Below are 14105 nucleotides of genomic sequence, written 5' to 3'. Positions count from 1 at the left end.
GGCGGACTTTGATGAGACAAAATTGCAAAAAGCTCGCAAAATTATTAAGCGCACCAGCGCTGCACCACCAAGCGGATCGAACCGTCTTGATTTTGCTTTTGCTCAGAAACTTGGAAACCCTGCTTAGCGCTTTCATTCACCACAGTATGGTAAGCGTAGCGCTGAGTCACCTTATTCAGAAAACGGTCTACAGACCAAGCTTGCTGCCAAAACTGCAAGTCAGCCACCAATTCATACTCAGTCCCGTTCCAGCTAAAACCTACGTCATAGCCGTTTTTTTGCTCAATCACGACCTCAGCGGTGCTGGTTAGGCCGCGATAGCCGCGCACCTCAGTCGGGCCCGACTTCCAGTCGATACCCAAGTCAGTTAAAGCAGCTTCCAAAGAATTCAAATTGCGGATCTGGGTCTTAATTTGGCTAAAGTGTGACATGGTGATTCCAAAATAATTTAAGTGAACTCAACAAAAAAAATTACCAATCGCTAAAAGCCACTTGGGCCGTCGCTTCGGCTGCCTGATGCAGCGGTTGGGTGAAATATTCAGATGTTGACTCTTGATGAAGCACCACGCCGAGCTGAGCTTCAATTGCAGCCGTTACCTCAGCGCAGGAAGCACCGACAATGCCGGTGACTGTTTCCTGTACGCGGCCATCTGGATAGATCACAAACTCTAGTGTTTCCATAATCCGGGCTGACTGAATAGGAATATTGAGAACAGACACCGACACCAGCAAGCCAGGGACGATGCCTCCTGAAGTAGCTTCTTGAGAGTTGGCTGACTGACAAAGCGCTATATCAATTTTGACGAATTGATAGGTTTTGAGTCACAACTTAACAGAAGTTATTAATATGTAGAAGCAATACCTCAGTTGTATGTAAAGTTTCGCGTAGATCGTGACAGCAGTCAAGTCACTATATATTTAGATTTTAGATTTTAGATTTTAGAGTGAGGAAGAAGGAAGAGGGGATGAACCGCAGAGGGCGCAGAGGGCGCAGAGGGAAGAAAGCAGAAGGTAAAAGGCAAAAGTATAAATTCCCCACTTCCCCTCTAATTCCCTCTGGGGTCTAAAACGTCTCGCAGGCCATCCCCCAAAAGGTTGAAACCAAGAACAGTCAAAGTAATCAGTAAACCTGGAAACACGATCGTCCAAGGAGACGAAAGAGCGTATCCGCCTTTAAAAGCATCAGAAAGCATTGTCCCCAACTCAGGAACCGGCGGCTGTGCGCCCAAACCCAAAAAACCCAAACCGGCAGCTTCTAGTGTCGCCGTACCAGTCGAAAGAGTTGCTTGTACAACTAGAGGCGCGAGACTTCCCGGCAAAATGTGGCGAAAAATAATCCGTAAGTCGCTGGCGCCCAAGGCCTTGACAGCCAAAACAAATTCTTGTTCCCGCAGAGACAGCACCATACTGCGAGTTAAGCGGATGTAAATCGGAATTTGCACGAGGCTGACGGCGATAATTACGCTTTGCAGGCTCGGCCCGGTGACGGTAACAACGCCGATCGCCAGTAAAATCGAAGGAAAAGCTAACAAAATATCCGCCAAAGTGCCGATCGCCATTTCCAGCAACCCCCGAAAATACCCGGCCACCAGCCCCAAAAGCGTTCCCACAATTAAACCCGCACCCACAGAAACCAGGCTGACGAGTAAAGATATTCCCAATCCGTGCCACACCCGCACCAACAAATCTCGCCCCAAACTGTCGGTGCCAAACCAATGTTTAGCGCTAGGAGCCACTAAGCGCGACAAATAATCTCGATCGACCGCCGAATCGTAAGGGGAAAGTAGGGGGGCCAACAGTGCCGCGATCGTCAGCGCTACAGTCAAAATTAAGCCGATTTTCCCCGAAGTCGATCGCCAAAATCGTTGAAAAGCTGCTTGTGGAAATACTAAGTTGTTATTCAATCTTCGATTTTCCATCTTTTGCTGTAACCAAAAAAACTGAGGACTTGGGCAACTATTAGGATAAATTAACGATCGCGATCGCAGAAATACGTTAACAGGACTTGCTCCAGGGAAACCAAAAACTCGGTGCGTGGATTACCGTCAATATCCCATTGCATTTTTCGGCCCAAATGTCCAGTGCCTGAGCTCTTCCTTAAAGACCCTTTAAGATATAGAGAACAAGATAAATTTAAAAGCACAATGACATCAACCTTACTCAAAACCTCAGCTCGATCGCCCCTCAACGCCCCAACAATCCGCCATTTCCCCAACGGCCTCACCGTTATAGCCGAACACTTGCCGGTCGATGCTGTTAACCTCAGCGTGTGGCTCAATTTAGGCTCAGCCGTCGAACCAGACGACATTAACGGCATGGCTCACTTTTTAGAACACATGATTTTTAAGGGAACTCCGAGCATTCCTAGTGGCGAATTTGAGCGCGCGATCGAGCAACGCGGCGCTGTCACCAATGCTGCCACCAGCCAAGATTACACTAACTATTACATCACCACAGCTCCTAAAGATTTTGCCGAACTAGCCCCGCTGCAAGTTGATGTGTTGCTGAATGCCAGCATTCCCGACGACGCCTTCGATCGAGAACGGCTGGTAGTCTTAGAAGAAATTAGACGATCGGAAGACAATCCCCGCCGCCGCACCTATCAGCGATCGATGGAATTAGCATTTGAAGTCCTGCCCTACAAGCGACCGGTACTCGGCCCGACTGCCGTAATCGAACAGTTGACAGCGCAACAAATGCGGGATTTCCACAGCAGCCGATATCACCCAGGGGCGATGACAGCCGTAGCTGTAGGCAATTTGCCAGTCGAGCAACTAATAGAAATTGTCGCAGACAGTTTTGCTGCAAAAAGTACAGCACAAAACAACAAAATAAATGTGCCTGCTGTCAGCAACTTTCATCCAGAACCCCAAATCCTGAACTACGGCGAAGAATCGCCATTTACAGAAACAGTCCGCCGCGAATTTGTAGACTCTGCCCTTCAGCAAGCCCGACTGATCGTGATGTGGCGAGTGCCAGGTTTCATGGAAATGTCCGAAACTTATGCCCTGGACGTTTTGGCGACAATATTGGGTCACGGCCGCACAACTCGCTTGGTTCAGGATTTGCGCGAGGAAAAAGGGCTAGTCTCGTCAATTTCGGTCAGCAACATGACTCAGCGACTTGGCGGTGTATTCTCAATTTCCGCTCAACTACCCACAGAAAACTTGGCAGCAGTGGAAGCAGCCATCGTCCAACACATCCGCACTCTCCAAACCGAACTGGTAACAGATGCCGAAATTTCCCGCATCCGCACTCAAGTAGCAAATCGGTTTATCTTTGGTAACGAAACTCCGAGCGATCGAGCAAGTTTGTACGGTTACTATCAGTCGATGGTAGGAGATATCGCTCCCGCCCTCAACTATTCCGCCTGCATCCAAGCTCAGACTGCCGAGGATCTCCGAGAAGCCGCTGTCAAATATCTGTCTCCCGACGCAATGGGTGTTGTGGTAATTCGCCCCGACGAAGCATAAATCGGACATCGCCTCAACAGGGCAATTCTGCCATCCCTCTGCTTTTGAGGAATCCAACGGCATTCGGAATTCGGTAGAAACAATGTCAACGCGCACCAGGGATTTTTAGTCAATAGTGCGTGAAATTCGATCGGCCCGCGCCTTGAAGGTTTTGTATCAAATAATTAATATGAAGCCTTTAAGGTACGTGCGATCGGTAAAATTACCGTAATTTTATGAGACGATAAACTGGGAATTATTGACGAGCCAGCAATTTAGTCGACGGAAACCGGATTGAGCGGCGATCGTAATTCTCAAATCTAAAATCTAAAATCTAAAATCGATTGAGCGGCAAAATTACCGTAATTTTATGAGACGATAAACAGGGTATTATTGACAATCGAGCAATTTAGTCTAGGGAAACCGGATTTATCTGCGGTCGTAATTCTAAAATCTAAATTCTAAAATCTAAAATCTAAAATCGATTGACAGGGGCACGCAAGCATGAAATTACAAAACTTTCTCAACTCAAACATTAGGTACGATGCCAAAGCAATTGCTGCAGACGACGAACTCAGTAGCCAAATTCAAAGCCGCCTCATTGACCTGGGTTTACTGAAGCCTCCCGTAGACGGGGAATTTGGCCCTCTCTCTACTGCTGCACTCCACCGATTTCAAACTCTGATGAAGTGCGGCGAACCGGGTTTTTTGGGAGCAGTCACAGCCAAAAAGCTAATCGAAACCAAACCAGGGGACATTATCACACCTCCCCTGATCCTGAAAACGCTTAGAGACACGATTTTGAAGTCAAAACCGGTGGCGTCTTCTCAACTTCAGGACTCGGAAAAACAAGTAATACCAGCAGGAAAAGAGTTGGAGATCCTGGCTTTTGCTCCCACTCGCGGTCACATCAGAGTTGCTCTCCGCAACGAGTCTTTCAAAGGTTCAGGGGTTTGGTATGTTTTCGGAGGGCACGCTCAAATTACTCAAGACGGCGTTCTGTTTTTTCCCAAACCGAATCCCCCAACTGTCAGGCTTGGCATTCCTTATCGATCGCAAATGGATAACTTCAACAATCCTACAGGTTCTTGCAATGTAACTTCATTAGCGATGTGTATGGACTTTTTGAAGGTGCCACGGCGCAAACAAACCGGGCAATATGAAGACGAACTTTACGAATATGCGATCGCCAAAGGTTACAGTCGCTGGGACCCCTACGATTTAGCAAAGATTGTTAGAGATTACGGCGCTCAAGATTTCTTTACCGAGAATGCCACTATTGATGACGTTCAAGATTGGCTAGCCAGCGGAAATCCCGCTGTCATCCACGGATACTTCACGTCTTTCGGTCACATTATAGTTGCATCAGGCTACGACAGCGAGGGATTCTTCGTCCACGATCCCTATGGCGAGTGGTTCCGAACTGGCTACGATACAAGTGTCAGCGGTGCTTACTTGCACTATACTTACCGCTTAATCCGCAGCCTCTGTATACCTGACGGAAATTTTTGGGTTCATTTTATCTCGAAGTAATCGTTAAGAGTCATTAGTCATTAGTCATTAGTCATTAGCTAAGAGATAAGTTGCCTCTTGAATTATTCGGCGATTCAAATCGCTTAAGAGTCAACGAAATCCGAGCAGAAGGGGGCTAAAGAGTAAAAGGGGTATTAAAGCCTGATTTGGTATTAGCCATATTTTCTCTCACTAATGACTGCTGACTAATGACTAATGACTCTGAATTTTCATGCTCAAATCCAGCCAAGTCGATCGCGTAATCGGAGCACTGGTAGAAATATAGTCAACTCCGGTTTCGGCTACACTTCTAATTGTTTCTAAAGTAACATTGCCGGAAGCTTCAATTTTTACCCGATCGCTCTTTTCGCGAATTATTGCAACTGCCTGCCGCATTAAATCACAGGACATATTATCTAACATGATAATATCGGCTTTGTGCTGCAAAGCTGTCTCTACTTCAGCCAGAGTTTCGGTTTCGACTTCGATCGTCAGCGGATAGGGGATAGAATTGCGAATTAGGGCGATCGCCTCTGCAATTCCCCCAGCCGCCGCAATGTGATTGTCTTTAATCATCACCGCGTCATCTAATCCCATCCGGTGATTGCAAGCACCGCCGACTTGAGTCGCGTATTTTTCCAACAATCTCAATCCCGGCGTTGTCTTGCGCGTATCCACTAATTGCACGGGCAAATCGGCAATTTTGTCAACATATTTCTGAGTCAAAGTAGCGATGCCGCTCAAACGCATTGCCAAGTTTAATGCCACTCTTTCTCCGGTTAGCAGCGCATCGAAATTGCCGGAAATCTCGGCAATTACTTCTCCTTTTTCGCACAGTTTCCCTTCTGGTACTTGGGGGATGAAACTGAGGCTACTGTCTAAAAGTTTAAATGTGCGATCGGCAATTGGCAATCCGGCAATGACTCCAGCTTCTTTGACTATCCATTTAGCTGTACCCTGGATGCTGTTTGCGGGAAATAAGGCCGATGTTGTGCGATCGCCCCTACCGATATCTTCTAGTAGCCAGTTGTGCAATAGGGAATCTAAAACTATCCAAGGCGGTAATATTGCGGTCATATTTTTGTCGGTTGTTATATCAAGATCATATCTACTAGGAAGAATAGTCGATCGGGTAATTTTAGGCAAGTTGCAAAATAATGATGGTGTGTGCGATCTGGGGCGATTCCCTTCGGGATAGCTTCGCTTCACGGGATTTGGGACGCGGGGGCGATCGCGTTAGATAATGGGTTATTCTGTGGCTGACATTGGGTGTTGGTGCTTTAATGGAGTAGATGGGTGGCGATCGCCCGTAGAAACCATGATACAGCCAGTCATTTTAGAAAAACTAGAAGAACTCCCTGAGTCTCTTCAGAATGCTTTGATCTAGTTAATCTCGAATTTAAAGGAGAGTAAAAAATGATGAGAGAAACTGCTATATTAAAAAATCTCGAAAAATTGCCTGAATCTGTCAAACAGGCAGTCCTTGACTATATAGAATTTCTGGTGAACCGATACGCCCAAGAGGTTCCTCAAACCGAAAAAGCTGCCAAGCGAGGCGGACTTGGAATTTGGAAAGGTAAAATCTGGATGTCTGATGATTTTGATGAACCTCTCGAAGATTTAAAGGATTATATGTAAATATGAATATTCTACTGGACACCCATACTTTTCTCTGGTACTTGGAAGACAGTAAACAATTAAGTTCTAAAGCAGCCGAAATTATTGAAGATCCAAGTAACACTCTCTGCTTGAGTATAGCTAGCTTATGGGAAATTTCCATTAAGCTTGGTTTAGGAAAACTTAGCTTGCAAAACTCATTCTCTGAGTTAGAGGAAGTGTTGAAACAACTAAAAATAGAGGTTTTGCCAATCACATTCTCTGATACAGAGTGCTATCTTAACTTGCCGCTGCATCATCGAGATCCTTTCGATCGCATTCTGGTAGCACAGGCGATTAATCATTCCCTGGTTTTGGTTAGTCGCGATGTGGCTTTTGATGCCTATGACCTTCAGCGGGTATGGTCATAGCTGCGGCGGGTATCATGTTGACAAAGTTGGGTGTCGGTGATTTAATAGAGTGAGTTTGCTTTGTCGCAAGGAAAATTGGCGCCAAAGAAACAAGCTCATCTTATTTATGAGCAAGCACAGGCTTTGGGGTGGGCCACTAGGGCTAAGGGTAAGTTTGCTAGTAAATTTGGAAGTAACGAACTTGATAAATTAGAGTTCGGATTTGATTATTTCGCCTAAAAACTACATTCAAGCTACAAATACTCAGTTATGACTCACCTAAATATTTCTCCTCTCAACCGTCGCTCTTTTCTTAGTTATGTTGCTTTAGGTACTTTGGGTTTATTGACAAAAGACTTGCTTGATCCAGCTAGCGCTATGGCTGATAGCGAGGTATCAGATAAAAATCTTTCTAGGTTGGAGACATATCATATTTTTGTTCCTTATACCACAGCCCGAGTAGGAGGAAAGCAAACTTTTACTTTGCGATCGGGAGAACCTTGCCAGGTGGAAATTCCCTCCAAAGCTCAAGATAGCCAAGAGATTACCATCAAAGGGCGCGGTCAAGACGGTAAAGATATTACTGTAGTTTTGCATACCTTATACGATAGACAACTCGGAATAAAAGAGGAAATTTATCAAGAAATTGACAAAAAGACGCAATTTGTCGAAGAAGCAAGCAAAGCGAAATGCAAATTTGTTTATGAGCAAGTGGAAGATGGTGAGTACATTGATGATCTGATCGCCTTGGATTTTCTGGATTATGTTATATCTTCTTCCAAACTGGGCAGCCAAATTCAAGAGCGTTACCAAATCGCCAGTACCAATTCACGCGTGCTCGGAATTTGGCAAGCCATTGAATCGACATTGGCTCAATCTAAACTGACTGAGGCAGAGAAGAAACTAATCAGAGGAACTTTTGCATACGTCCGCGCCGGCGAACCTGTTCCTGACTTTAAAGCACTCACAGATATTGACTCAATCGTGGCAAGTTCGGCGCTGCCTTTAGAAATAAAACAGAGTTACTCTTTGTCCAGTGCCAATTCAAGAGGCTTAACAGTTGATTTTATTCTGGTCAAACAAATTAAGGACAGCCAATTGAGTTCTGAACAAAAGCAAAATTACCAGTCAATATATCAGCAGGTGCGCGACGGCAAGACAGTAGAAGATGCAGCAACTTTGAACTCGCTAGACTCCTTCATTAACAAAGCCAAAATCCCAGAAAATGCTAAAGCTGTTTACTCAATAGCAAGGAAACAAAATTTAGAGAATCAAATTGCTTCTGGTGAAAAAGCCGATGCTTTTGTCCAAACTGCTCAAGCATTCAAAGAGCAACTGACGGATGCTAAAGACAAAGGAGCAGCAATTGTTCCACAAGCTACGAGAATGTTGAGTACACTTGGAGCAGAAACAGCAACGGGTGTTAGTATTAGCAGTTTATCTGGGGCGGCTGCAACCAATGCGACTTTAGCTGTTTTAGGTGGTGGTTCTGTCGCGGCTGGTGGTTTAGGAATGCTGGGTGGTTTAGCAGTAGCAACAGGAGGAGCCGCGCTAATTGGAGCTGCAGGATTGCTGTCTATTGCGTTAGTCTCGGAAATGGACAGGGAAGACCAAAAAAATCTGGGAATTGCAATTGGTACAGGAACAGTAGCCGGTACTGCAACTATTTTAGCTGCTTGGACTGCTGCGAGTGCTTTGGGAGCTGCAGGTACATTGTCCGGTGCTGCTGCTATCACTGCTACCATCTCGACTATTGGTGGACTCAGTGTAATGACTGGCGGCGCTGCTCTCGTTGCATCAGGTACAGCATTTTTAATTTGGTCATTACTCAAAGGTGGAAAGAATCGCGATTCATCCGTGCTGCACCAATTAGAAACTCGAACCTACACCTATACTGAAAATATCATTGCGGATGATTTGGGAAAATTTTTACAAAAGAATGTAAGTCAAATAAATGGTATTAAAGATGGATTTTCTGCTCCTAATATTCCATTAGATAAACTATCCAAAGCGCTGTCTTCATGGCTATCTCTTGACTCTGGAGAAAAAGTAATTGCTTTGATAGACAACAGTGTTTTTAAGGATGCAAAAGAGGGGGTTGTATTTACAAACGCAAAAATGGCTTGGAAAATAATTCTTTCAGAAGCTGATGCCATTAACTATGAAAATTTAGCAAAATTTGTCAAGACAGAAAGCAAATTAACTTCACTGCTATCTGACGCGAAGCAGAAACAGGAGTTGTCTAAGTTGAAAAAGGTAGTAGATATTTTGTCAGACGAGAAATACTCTACCAATTTATCTAAGTTGCAAGAGTTAGTAACTATAGTGGGGAGTGACAAAAACTTATCGGATCTGGTTTCTAATGAGAAGTATAAAAACAAGTTGCCACAATTAAAATATGCAGTAGCTATTTTATCAGACGAGAAGTACAGTCAGAACTTGTCTAAGTTGAAAGATGTTGTAGATGTCTTATCTAATGAACCTGATTTAGTAAAATTTTTCTCGTCGCAATTAGTGTCACAGCTATCTGACAAAAACTATACCAATGACTTGTCTAGGTTAAAAGAGGTAGTAGATAGGTTTTTAACTGAATCTGACAAGGACAATTTCACTAAATTGCTTCGCCAAATTAGCCAAAAATATAGCACAGTTTAGGCAGCAACTTTTGCCCGCGATTGGGGCTATGAGGAAGGCGGAAGGCGATCGCCCACTATTGACTGCTAAAATTAAGGGCGATCGCTTGTTATGATTGTATTAAAATAAAAACGAGTGGAATGGGCAATTATTATGACTATTCCTGATATTACGATCGCTCTTATTGCAGCAATTTCCAGAATCATTCTTGCCCTAAGTCAGCGACTTCATAGACTTTGTGATGCACAAGCACCAAAATACAATAGCTGAGCCCAAACTCCCAGACGATATTGCTAAAGCTTGGGCAAAATGGTTCAAGGAAGTCGCTCGCTTGGAACTAATGACTAATGAGCCCGATAGCGAATTTAAGCTACAGTAAAAGCTATAGCAGTTAATCTAACTCAAGAGCAGGCGGAGACTTTAGGGTGGGCAACTAACGCTGAGGCGAAGTTTGCACGAAATTTGAGCGCGTGGAATTCGGATAGTTTTGCTAATTTTGAATGCAAAAAAGATGTTCGGCGTTTGCGGGTAACTTTGGAAGTGGCGGGGTGGCCAGCTACTTCGAGGTTCTGCAGGATTTAGGTAGAGCCTTTAGAAAAGCGTAAATTCAAGACATAAACGCTGTAAGGGAAAACCTATCCTAAACATAAGAGTTTTCCGTTTTCAAGCTTAAAGGCTTAAAATGAGCAAATAGGGGCACTTGGTCAAGCAAATCTCCTGTAGGGCTAGATAAGGTTATATGGTGCACCAGAGTTTAGGACAACGGTTATCCAGTCTCAGAGTTGGGCAAAAAATCGGTTTAGGATACGCCCTTGCTCTAGGCATTGCTGTGTCTGGAACAATTGCTGGTTTTGGAGTTGGGGATCATTATCAACAACAGACTCAAGAGCGAGAACAACACGCGCGTAACGAAGTGGAACTTCTGCATCGTCTGCAATCTCGTGTTCTCCAAGCCCGAACCCACCAACAACAACTCATTCCTCTAGCGCAATACCCAGAAAAATTTCAAGATGAATATGCTCACTTGCTGAAGCATAAAGGTGAAATCCAAGAAATTTGGGCTGAACTTAAGGCATTTGTGGCAAATTATCATAGTCGGCAAGATCATGTACACCACGCAAGGATTATAGCCTTCTTGCAAACCTATGACCCTGTACCACAACTCTACTCACAGGAATTAGAACGCCGAGTTGAACGAATTCGCAGTCTGGATCTTGCGTCACCCACTGAGGTTGAGCAAGCCCAAGCCCTGATGTTGGAATTTACCAACAGCGATTTGGCGCTTGAATTCGATGCCATCTCCGATGATTTGGTGGGTTTTATTGACCATGCTTACGAAGAACTTGAGGTAGCAACAAGGTCATATCGACAGGCTAGTGAAGTTGCTGAGAAAGTGGTGGTTGCAAGTATCGGATTGTCTGTTGCGATCGCCATTCTTTTGGCAATTTTGACCAGCCGAGCAATTGCCCAACCCATTCAATCTCTGACCAGCGTTGCCAGACGAACTACTGAAGAATCTAATTTTGAGTTACAAGCGACTGTTGAGCAAGATGATGAAATTGGAACGCTTGCTAATGCTTTTAACCAATTAATTCGCGCTGTTCAACAACTGTTACAACAACAGAAAACAGCCAACGAACAACTGGAAAACTACAGCCAAACCCTTGAATCTCAAGTTGAGGTAAGAACCCAAGAACTCAGCGACACAAATACCCAGTTGCAACAACTCTTAGAGAAACTGCAACGCACTCAGGTTCAAATGGTGCAAAGCGAAAAGATGTCTGCTTTGGGGCAAATGGTGGCAGGGGTGGCCCACGAAATCAACAATCCAGTCAACTTCATTCACGGCAACCTGAATCATGTGCAGGAATACGCCCACAATTTATTAGGTTTGGTGCAACTCTACCAGAATTACTATCCCGACCCAGCACCCGAAATCCAAGCTGAGGCCGAAGATATTGATATGGAGTTTATCCAAGCCGATCTACCTAAAGTCCTCGACTCCATGAAACTCGGCACCGATCGCATTCGCCAGATTGTGTTGTCACTCCGCAACTTTTCACGAATGGATGAAGCTGAGTTCAAAGCCGTTGATATTCATGAGGGCATTGATAGTACGTTGTTGATTTTGCAGCATCGCTTGAAAGATAAACCAGAGCGTCCAGCGATTCAAGTAATTCGTGATTATAGTAATCTACCGCTAATAGAATGCTATCCTGGTCAAATCAATCAGGTGTTTATGAACCTCCTGGCAAATGCCATTGATGCGCTGGAAGAAGCCAACGTCAAACGAACCTATCAGGAACTCAAGGAAAATCCCAACCTGATTACCATTGGGACTGCCCTGATTGATTCAAAGTGGGTAAAAATTGCAATTTCTGATAACGGAATGGGGATGCATGAATCTGTTCAGAAACGCCTCTTCGATCCATTCTTCACTACAAAGTCCGTCGGTAAGGGAACGGGCATGGGGCTGCCGATTAGCTATCAGATTGTCACTGAGAAACATGGCGGTAAGTTAGATTGCTTCTCAATACCTGGTAAGGGAACGGAGTTTGTCCTTCAAATCCCTTTCCAACAGCAAAAGCGTGATGCGGTCTAACACAATGCGCCCCACCGCCGAAAGGTTTTCTGTTAGACTTTTGAGGTTATCTGCGATGAGGTTTTAGTTGTAATATTCACTTTCTCTCTTCGCCTAACTCCCCAAAAAACTAAAGCCCTTTTCCGTTGTTGCGGGAAAAGAGCTTTAATTTATTATTAACCTGGCACTGAGCTATTTTACCGGGCAGTGACCCGCCGAGTATCTTCGCCATAGCAACGTTTAACAACCGAGTTCGGGATGGATCGGAGTGGTTCCATTACATCATAAGCACGATGTTGTTATGATTGTGTTAAAATAAATACGACTGAAAGAGGCAATTATGATGACTATTTGTGATATAGCGATCGCTAAATTGCAGCAACTTCCCGAATCATTTTTGCCCGAAATCAACGACTTCCTCGACTTTGTGATGCACCAGCAGGAAAATAGAATAGCTGAACCCAAACTCCCAGACGATATTGCTAAAGCTTGGGCAAAATGGTTCGAGGAGGTCGATCGCTTAAAACTAATGATTAATCAGCCGGAGAGCGAATATTAGCAACTCCTACTCAACAAGTAGCAGCTCGCGATTAGAGAAACAAACTAATATCAACGTGGAAAAACTCGGCTAATTTTCTGGCTTCATCTATTTCGAGATCCCTTCCGCTAACAAAAACTTTATCAACCTCTGTTTCCGTTCCCAAAACAGGAATCAAATCTGATTTGTCCAAATTTCTCGCATCCATTAAATGTTGCAACATTGAAGCAGCATTTCCTGCAGGAATCGGATAATTTTCAGATTCAAATTTTTCAATCAGCGTTATCAAAAGCTCCAGAAATAGCTCTTCCTCCAGCGATCGCATAGGGCTGTGTTCCAGTTCGCAAGCGAGAGCCATCGCGGCCTCGTTTTCTGCTTCATTTGCGATCGGTTTTGGTTGATAGCGAACAAGTAAATCTGTATAAGATTTTGCATCAAAAGTACGGATAATTTTTCCACTCATCCTTACTTATATTTACACAGGTAGCGATTGATTTCCCTATTTAAGCTACAGTAAAAGCTATATTTTCTAGCACTACATTAGGTACATTTCCACTACCTAAAACCTGTGTAGCATCTAAAACTTCTATCCCTACCAATAACTCATTTTCCCCAATATTTAAAGCAATTTCGTCAGTTAACTGTAAAGTGCGACACTGATGCTTACCTTCTACAAGCCTAATGTAGAGAGCATCAATTTCGGAATCATAACTAATCTTCATAAACTTTTACCTCAAAAATAAAATGTATACACTGTGATCACAACTAACTCAGTATCAGTCTCGGCAACAATCGGTACTACTTTCTTGAGAGAATAGAACTTATCCTGCCAATCATTATTATACTGAAAAGTAGCTTGATATTTGTACCTACCATTTTTAGCAAGTTGTCGATTACCTGTCATAATGGTATCAATAATTTCGGCTTCATTGGTACCTCTTTCAATCGCTTGTTCCTGGGCATGATTACTTAATCTAATAGGTTTCACTCTTTCTTGTCCAATAAATTAAAATTTTAAATTCCTAATTCACATGGATATTTACAGTTTCCATGCTCTTAAAAAACTAAGTCCATAAACTAACTTTAGTCCAAGGCGGATGGTTGTGCAAGAGCTAGTTCATGAGCGATGCTTGCAGGAGATGATACCAAATCCTGATTTAACTACCAGCCGGGAAGTCCCTCGGTATATTTAGAGGGGATTAATCTGCGCGCTACACGAAGTACCCCGTTGGGAATTACGCCCGCGTGATGAAAGGCTCGTCGGGTGTAGGTACCGAAACCGACAATTATTCTTTTATACCCCAAGATGCTCTGGAAATACTCTGATACTATATTAGCAAGTGGGGGTGGAACTACCTCACTATAAAAAGCCTTTGAAAAAA

The 14105-nt window shown here is 44.0% G+C and carries 17 protein-coding genes and 1 rRNA gene; 10 read left to right on the top strand and 8 right to left on the bottom strand.

The genetic code is table 11. From position 1 onward, the window contains the following. Window positions 1-44: 44 nt before the first annotated feature. The 3 genes from QUB04_RS27840 to QUB04_RS27830 all read right to left on the bottom strand — a co-directional run bounded on the left by QUB04_RS27840 (window position 45) and on the right by QUB04_RS27830 (window position 1904). Window positions 45-431 (bottom strand): DUF1257 domain-containing protein, encoded by a 387-nt coding sequence (locus tag QUB04_RS27840; protein WP_333044208.1) that lies wholly within the window; start codon window positions 429-431, stop codon window positions 45-47. Between the two features lie 40 nt (window positions 432-471). Beyond that, window positions 472-681, bottom strand: a complete 210-nt coding sequence (locus QUB04_RS27835; protein ID WP_333289469.1) for a DUF2997 domain-containing protein — start codon at window positions 679-681, stop codon at window positions 472-474. A 365-nt stretch (window positions 682-1046) separates the two neighbouring features. Continuing rightward, on the bottom strand, window positions 1047-1904 hold the full coding sequence (locus tag QUB04_RS27830; protein ID WP_333289467.1) for an ABC transporter permease: 858 nt from the start codon (window positions 1902-1904) through the stop codon (window positions 1047-1049). 240 nt (window positions 1905-2144) lie between these two features. Here QUB04_RS27830 and QUB04_RS27825 point away from each other — a divergent pair, with 240 nt between their 5' ends. Then, window positions 2145-3473, top strand: a complete 1329-nt coding sequence (locus QUB04_RS27825) for a pitrilysin family protein (protein WP_333289465.1) — start codon at window positions 2145-2147, stop codon at window positions 3471-3473. A 483-nt stretch (window positions 3474-3956) separates the two neighbouring features. Then, window positions 3957-4985 (top strand): C39 family peptidase, encoded by a 1029-nt coding sequence (locus QUB04_RS27820; protein ID WP_333289464.1) that lies wholly within the window; start codon window positions 3957-3959, stop codon window positions 4983-4985. A gap of 192 nt (window positions 4986-5177) precedes the next feature. On the opposite strand, the gene nadC is transcribed toward QUB04_RS27820, so the two are convergent. Then, the gene (gene nadC / locus QUB04_RS27815) at window positions 5178-6041 is read right to left on the bottom strand and encodes a carboxylating nicotinate-nucleotide diphosphorylase (protein WP_333289462.1); all 864 of its coding nucleotides are present in this window, start codon (window positions 6039-6041) and stop codon (window positions 5178-5180) included. A 166-nt stretch (window positions 6042-6207) separates the two neighbouring features. On the opposite strand from nadC, the gene QUB04_RS27810 reads away from it, so the two are divergent. The 7 genes from QUB04_RS27810 to QUB04_RS27780 all read left to right on the top strand — a co-directional run bounded on the left by QUB04_RS27810 (window position 6208) and on the right by QUB04_RS27780 (window position 12206). Continuing rightward, window positions 6208-6351 (top strand): hypothetical protein, encoded by a 144-nt coding sequence (locus QUB04_RS27810; RefSeq protein WP_333289460.1) that lies wholly within the window; start codon window positions 6208-6210, stop codon window positions 6349-6351. 29 nt (window positions 6352-6380) lie between these two features. Beyond that, window positions 6381-6602 carry a type II toxin-antitoxin system VapB family antitoxin gene (vapB, locus tag QUB04_RS27805; RefSeq protein WP_333289458.1) on the top strand — a complete coding sequence of 74 codons (222 nt, stop codon included), beginning with the start codon at window positions 6381-6383 and terminating at the stop codon, window positions 6600-6602. Window positions 6603-6604: 2 nt separating this feature from the next. Further along, window positions 6605-6991: a type II toxin-antitoxin system VapC family toxin gene (locus tag QUB04_RS27800; protein ID WP_333289456.1), complete on the top strand. Its 387-nt coding sequence runs from the start codon at window positions 6605-6607 to the stop codon at window positions 6989-6991. Window positions 6992-7348: 357 nt separating this feature from the next. Next, window positions 7349-9625: a hypothetical protein gene (locus QUB04_RS27795; protein WP_333289454.1), complete on the top strand. Its 2277-nt coding sequence runs from the start codon at window positions 7349-7351 to the stop codon at window positions 9623-9625. A 220-nt stretch (window positions 9626-9845) separates the two neighbouring features. After that, window positions 9846-9983: a hypothetical protein gene (locus QUB04_RS27790; protein ID WP_333289451.1), complete on the top strand. Its 138-nt coding sequence runs from the start codon at window positions 9846-9848 to the stop codon at window positions 9981-9983. Window positions 9984-9988: 5 nt separating this feature from the next. Further along, on the top strand, window positions 9989-10186 hold the full coding sequence (locus QUB04_RS27785) for a DUF6753 family protein (protein WP_333289509.1): 198 nt from the start codon (window positions 9989-9991) through the stop codon (window positions 10184-10186). A gap of 157 nt (window positions 10187-10343) precedes the next feature. Further along, entirely contained in the window at window positions 10344-12206 is a 1863-nt protein-coding gene (locus QUB04_RS27780) for an ATP-binding protein (RefSeq protein WP_333289449.1), read from the top strand. 158 nt (window positions 12207-12364) lie between these two features. Here the strand turns inward: QUB04_RS27780 and rrf are convergent. Then, window positions 12365-12481: ribosomal RNA gene (gene rrf, locus QUB04_RS27775) — 5S ribosomal RNA — on the bottom strand. A gap of 44 nt (window positions 12482-12525) precedes the next feature. Here rrf and QUB04_RS27770 point away from each other — a divergent pair. Continuing rightward, window positions 12526-12744 carry a hypothetical protein gene (locus QUB04_RS27770; RefSeq protein ID WP_333289447.1) on the top strand — a complete coding sequence of 73 codons (219 nt, stop codon included), beginning with the start codon at window positions 12526-12528 and terminating at the stop codon, window positions 12742-12744. Between the two features lie 31 nt (window positions 12745-12775). Here the strand turns inward: QUB04_RS27770 and QUB04_RS27765 are convergent, their stop codons facing one another. The 3 genes from QUB04_RS27765 to QUB04_RS27755 are packed head-to-tail and all read right to left on the bottom strand — an operon-like array spanning window position 12776 to window position 13711. Next, window positions 12776-13186 carry a transcriptional regulator gene (locus QUB04_RS27765; protein WP_333289444.1) on the bottom strand — a complete coding sequence of 137 codons (411 nt, stop codon included), beginning with the start codon at window positions 13184-13186 and terminating at the stop codon, window positions 12776-12778. A gap of 40 nt (window positions 13187-13226) precedes the next feature. Beyond that, window positions 13227-13445 carry a DUF2283 domain-containing protein gene (locus tag QUB04_RS27760; RefSeq protein WP_106332875.1) on the bottom strand — a complete coding sequence of 73 codons (219 nt, stop codon included), beginning with the start codon at window positions 13443-13445 and terminating at the stop codon, window positions 13227-13229. 11 nt (window positions 13446-13456) lie between these two features. Next, window positions 13457-13711, bottom strand: coding sequence for a DUF4258 domain-containing protein (locus QUB04_RS27755; RefSeq protein ID WP_333289442.1), 255 nt, complete (start codon window positions 13709-13711; stop codon window positions 13457-13459). Window positions 13712-14105: the final 394 nt, after the last annotated feature.

This window comes from Microcoleus sp. D2_18a_B4, from assembly GCF_036702475.1.
In the GTDB taxonomy this organism is placed as follows: domain Bacteria; phylum Cyanobacteriota; class Cyanobacteriia; order Cyanobacteriales; family Microcoleaceae; genus Microcoleus.
This window is presented reverse-complemented; position numbering and strand designations above follow the sequence as displayed.

Bases quoted from the DNA above. Each gene is read 5' to 3' on its own strand.
- QUB04_RS27790 (WP_333289451.1), top strand. From the start codon at position 9,846: ATGCACAAGCACCAAAATACAATAGCTGAGCCCAAACTCCCAGACGAT.
- QUB04_RS27825 (WP_333289465.1), top strand. From the start codon at position 2,145: ATGACATCAACCTTACTCAAAACCTCAGCTCGATCGCCCCTCAACGCC.
- nadC (WP_333289462.1), bottom strand. From the start codon at position 6,041: ATGACCGCAATATTACCGCCTTGGATAGTTTTAGATTCCCTATTGCAC.
- QUB04_RS27760 (WP_106332875.1), bottom strand. From the start codon at position 13,445: ATGAAGATTAGTTATGATTCCGAAATTGATGCTCTCTACATTAGGCTT.
- QUB04_RS27810 (WP_333289460.1), top strand. From the start codon at position 6,208: ATGGGTTATTCTGTGGCTGACATTGGGTGTTGGTGCTTTAATGGAGTA.
- QUB04_RS27780 (WP_333289449.1), top strand. From the start codon at position 10,344: ATGGTGCACCAGAGTTTAGGACAACGGTTATCCAGTCTCAGAGTTGGG.
- vapB (WP_333289458.1), top strand. From the start codon at position 6,381: ATGATGAGAGAAACTGCTATATTAAAAAATCTCGAAAAATTGCCTGAA.
- QUB04_RS27820 (WP_333289464.1), top strand. From the start codon at position 3,957: ATGAAATTACAAAACTTTCTCAACTCAAACATTAGGTACGATGCCAAA.
- QUB04_RS27840 (WP_333044208.1), bottom strand. From the start codon at position 431: ATGTCACACTTTAGCCAAATTAAGACCCAGATCCGCAATTTGAATTCT.
- QUB04_RS27770 (WP_333289447.1), top strand. From the start codon at position 12,526: ATGATGACTATTTGTGATATAGCGATCGCTAAATTGCAGCAACTTCCC.
- QUB04_RS27835 (WP_333289469.1), bottom strand. From the start codon at position 681: ATGGAAACACTAGAGTTTGTGATCTATCCAGATGGCCGCGTACAGGAA.
- QUB04_RS27800 (WP_333289456.1), top strand. From the start codon at position 6,605: ATGAATATTCTACTGGACACCCATACTTTTCTCTGGTACTTGGAAGAC.
- QUB04_RS27795 (WP_333289454.1), top strand. From the start codon at position 7,349: ATGGCTGATAGCGAGGTATCAGATAAAAATCTTTCTAGGTTGGAGACA.
- QUB04_RS27765 (WP_333289444.1), bottom strand. From the start codon at position 13,186: ATGAGTGGAAAAATTATCCGTACTTTTGATGCAAAATCTTATACAGAT.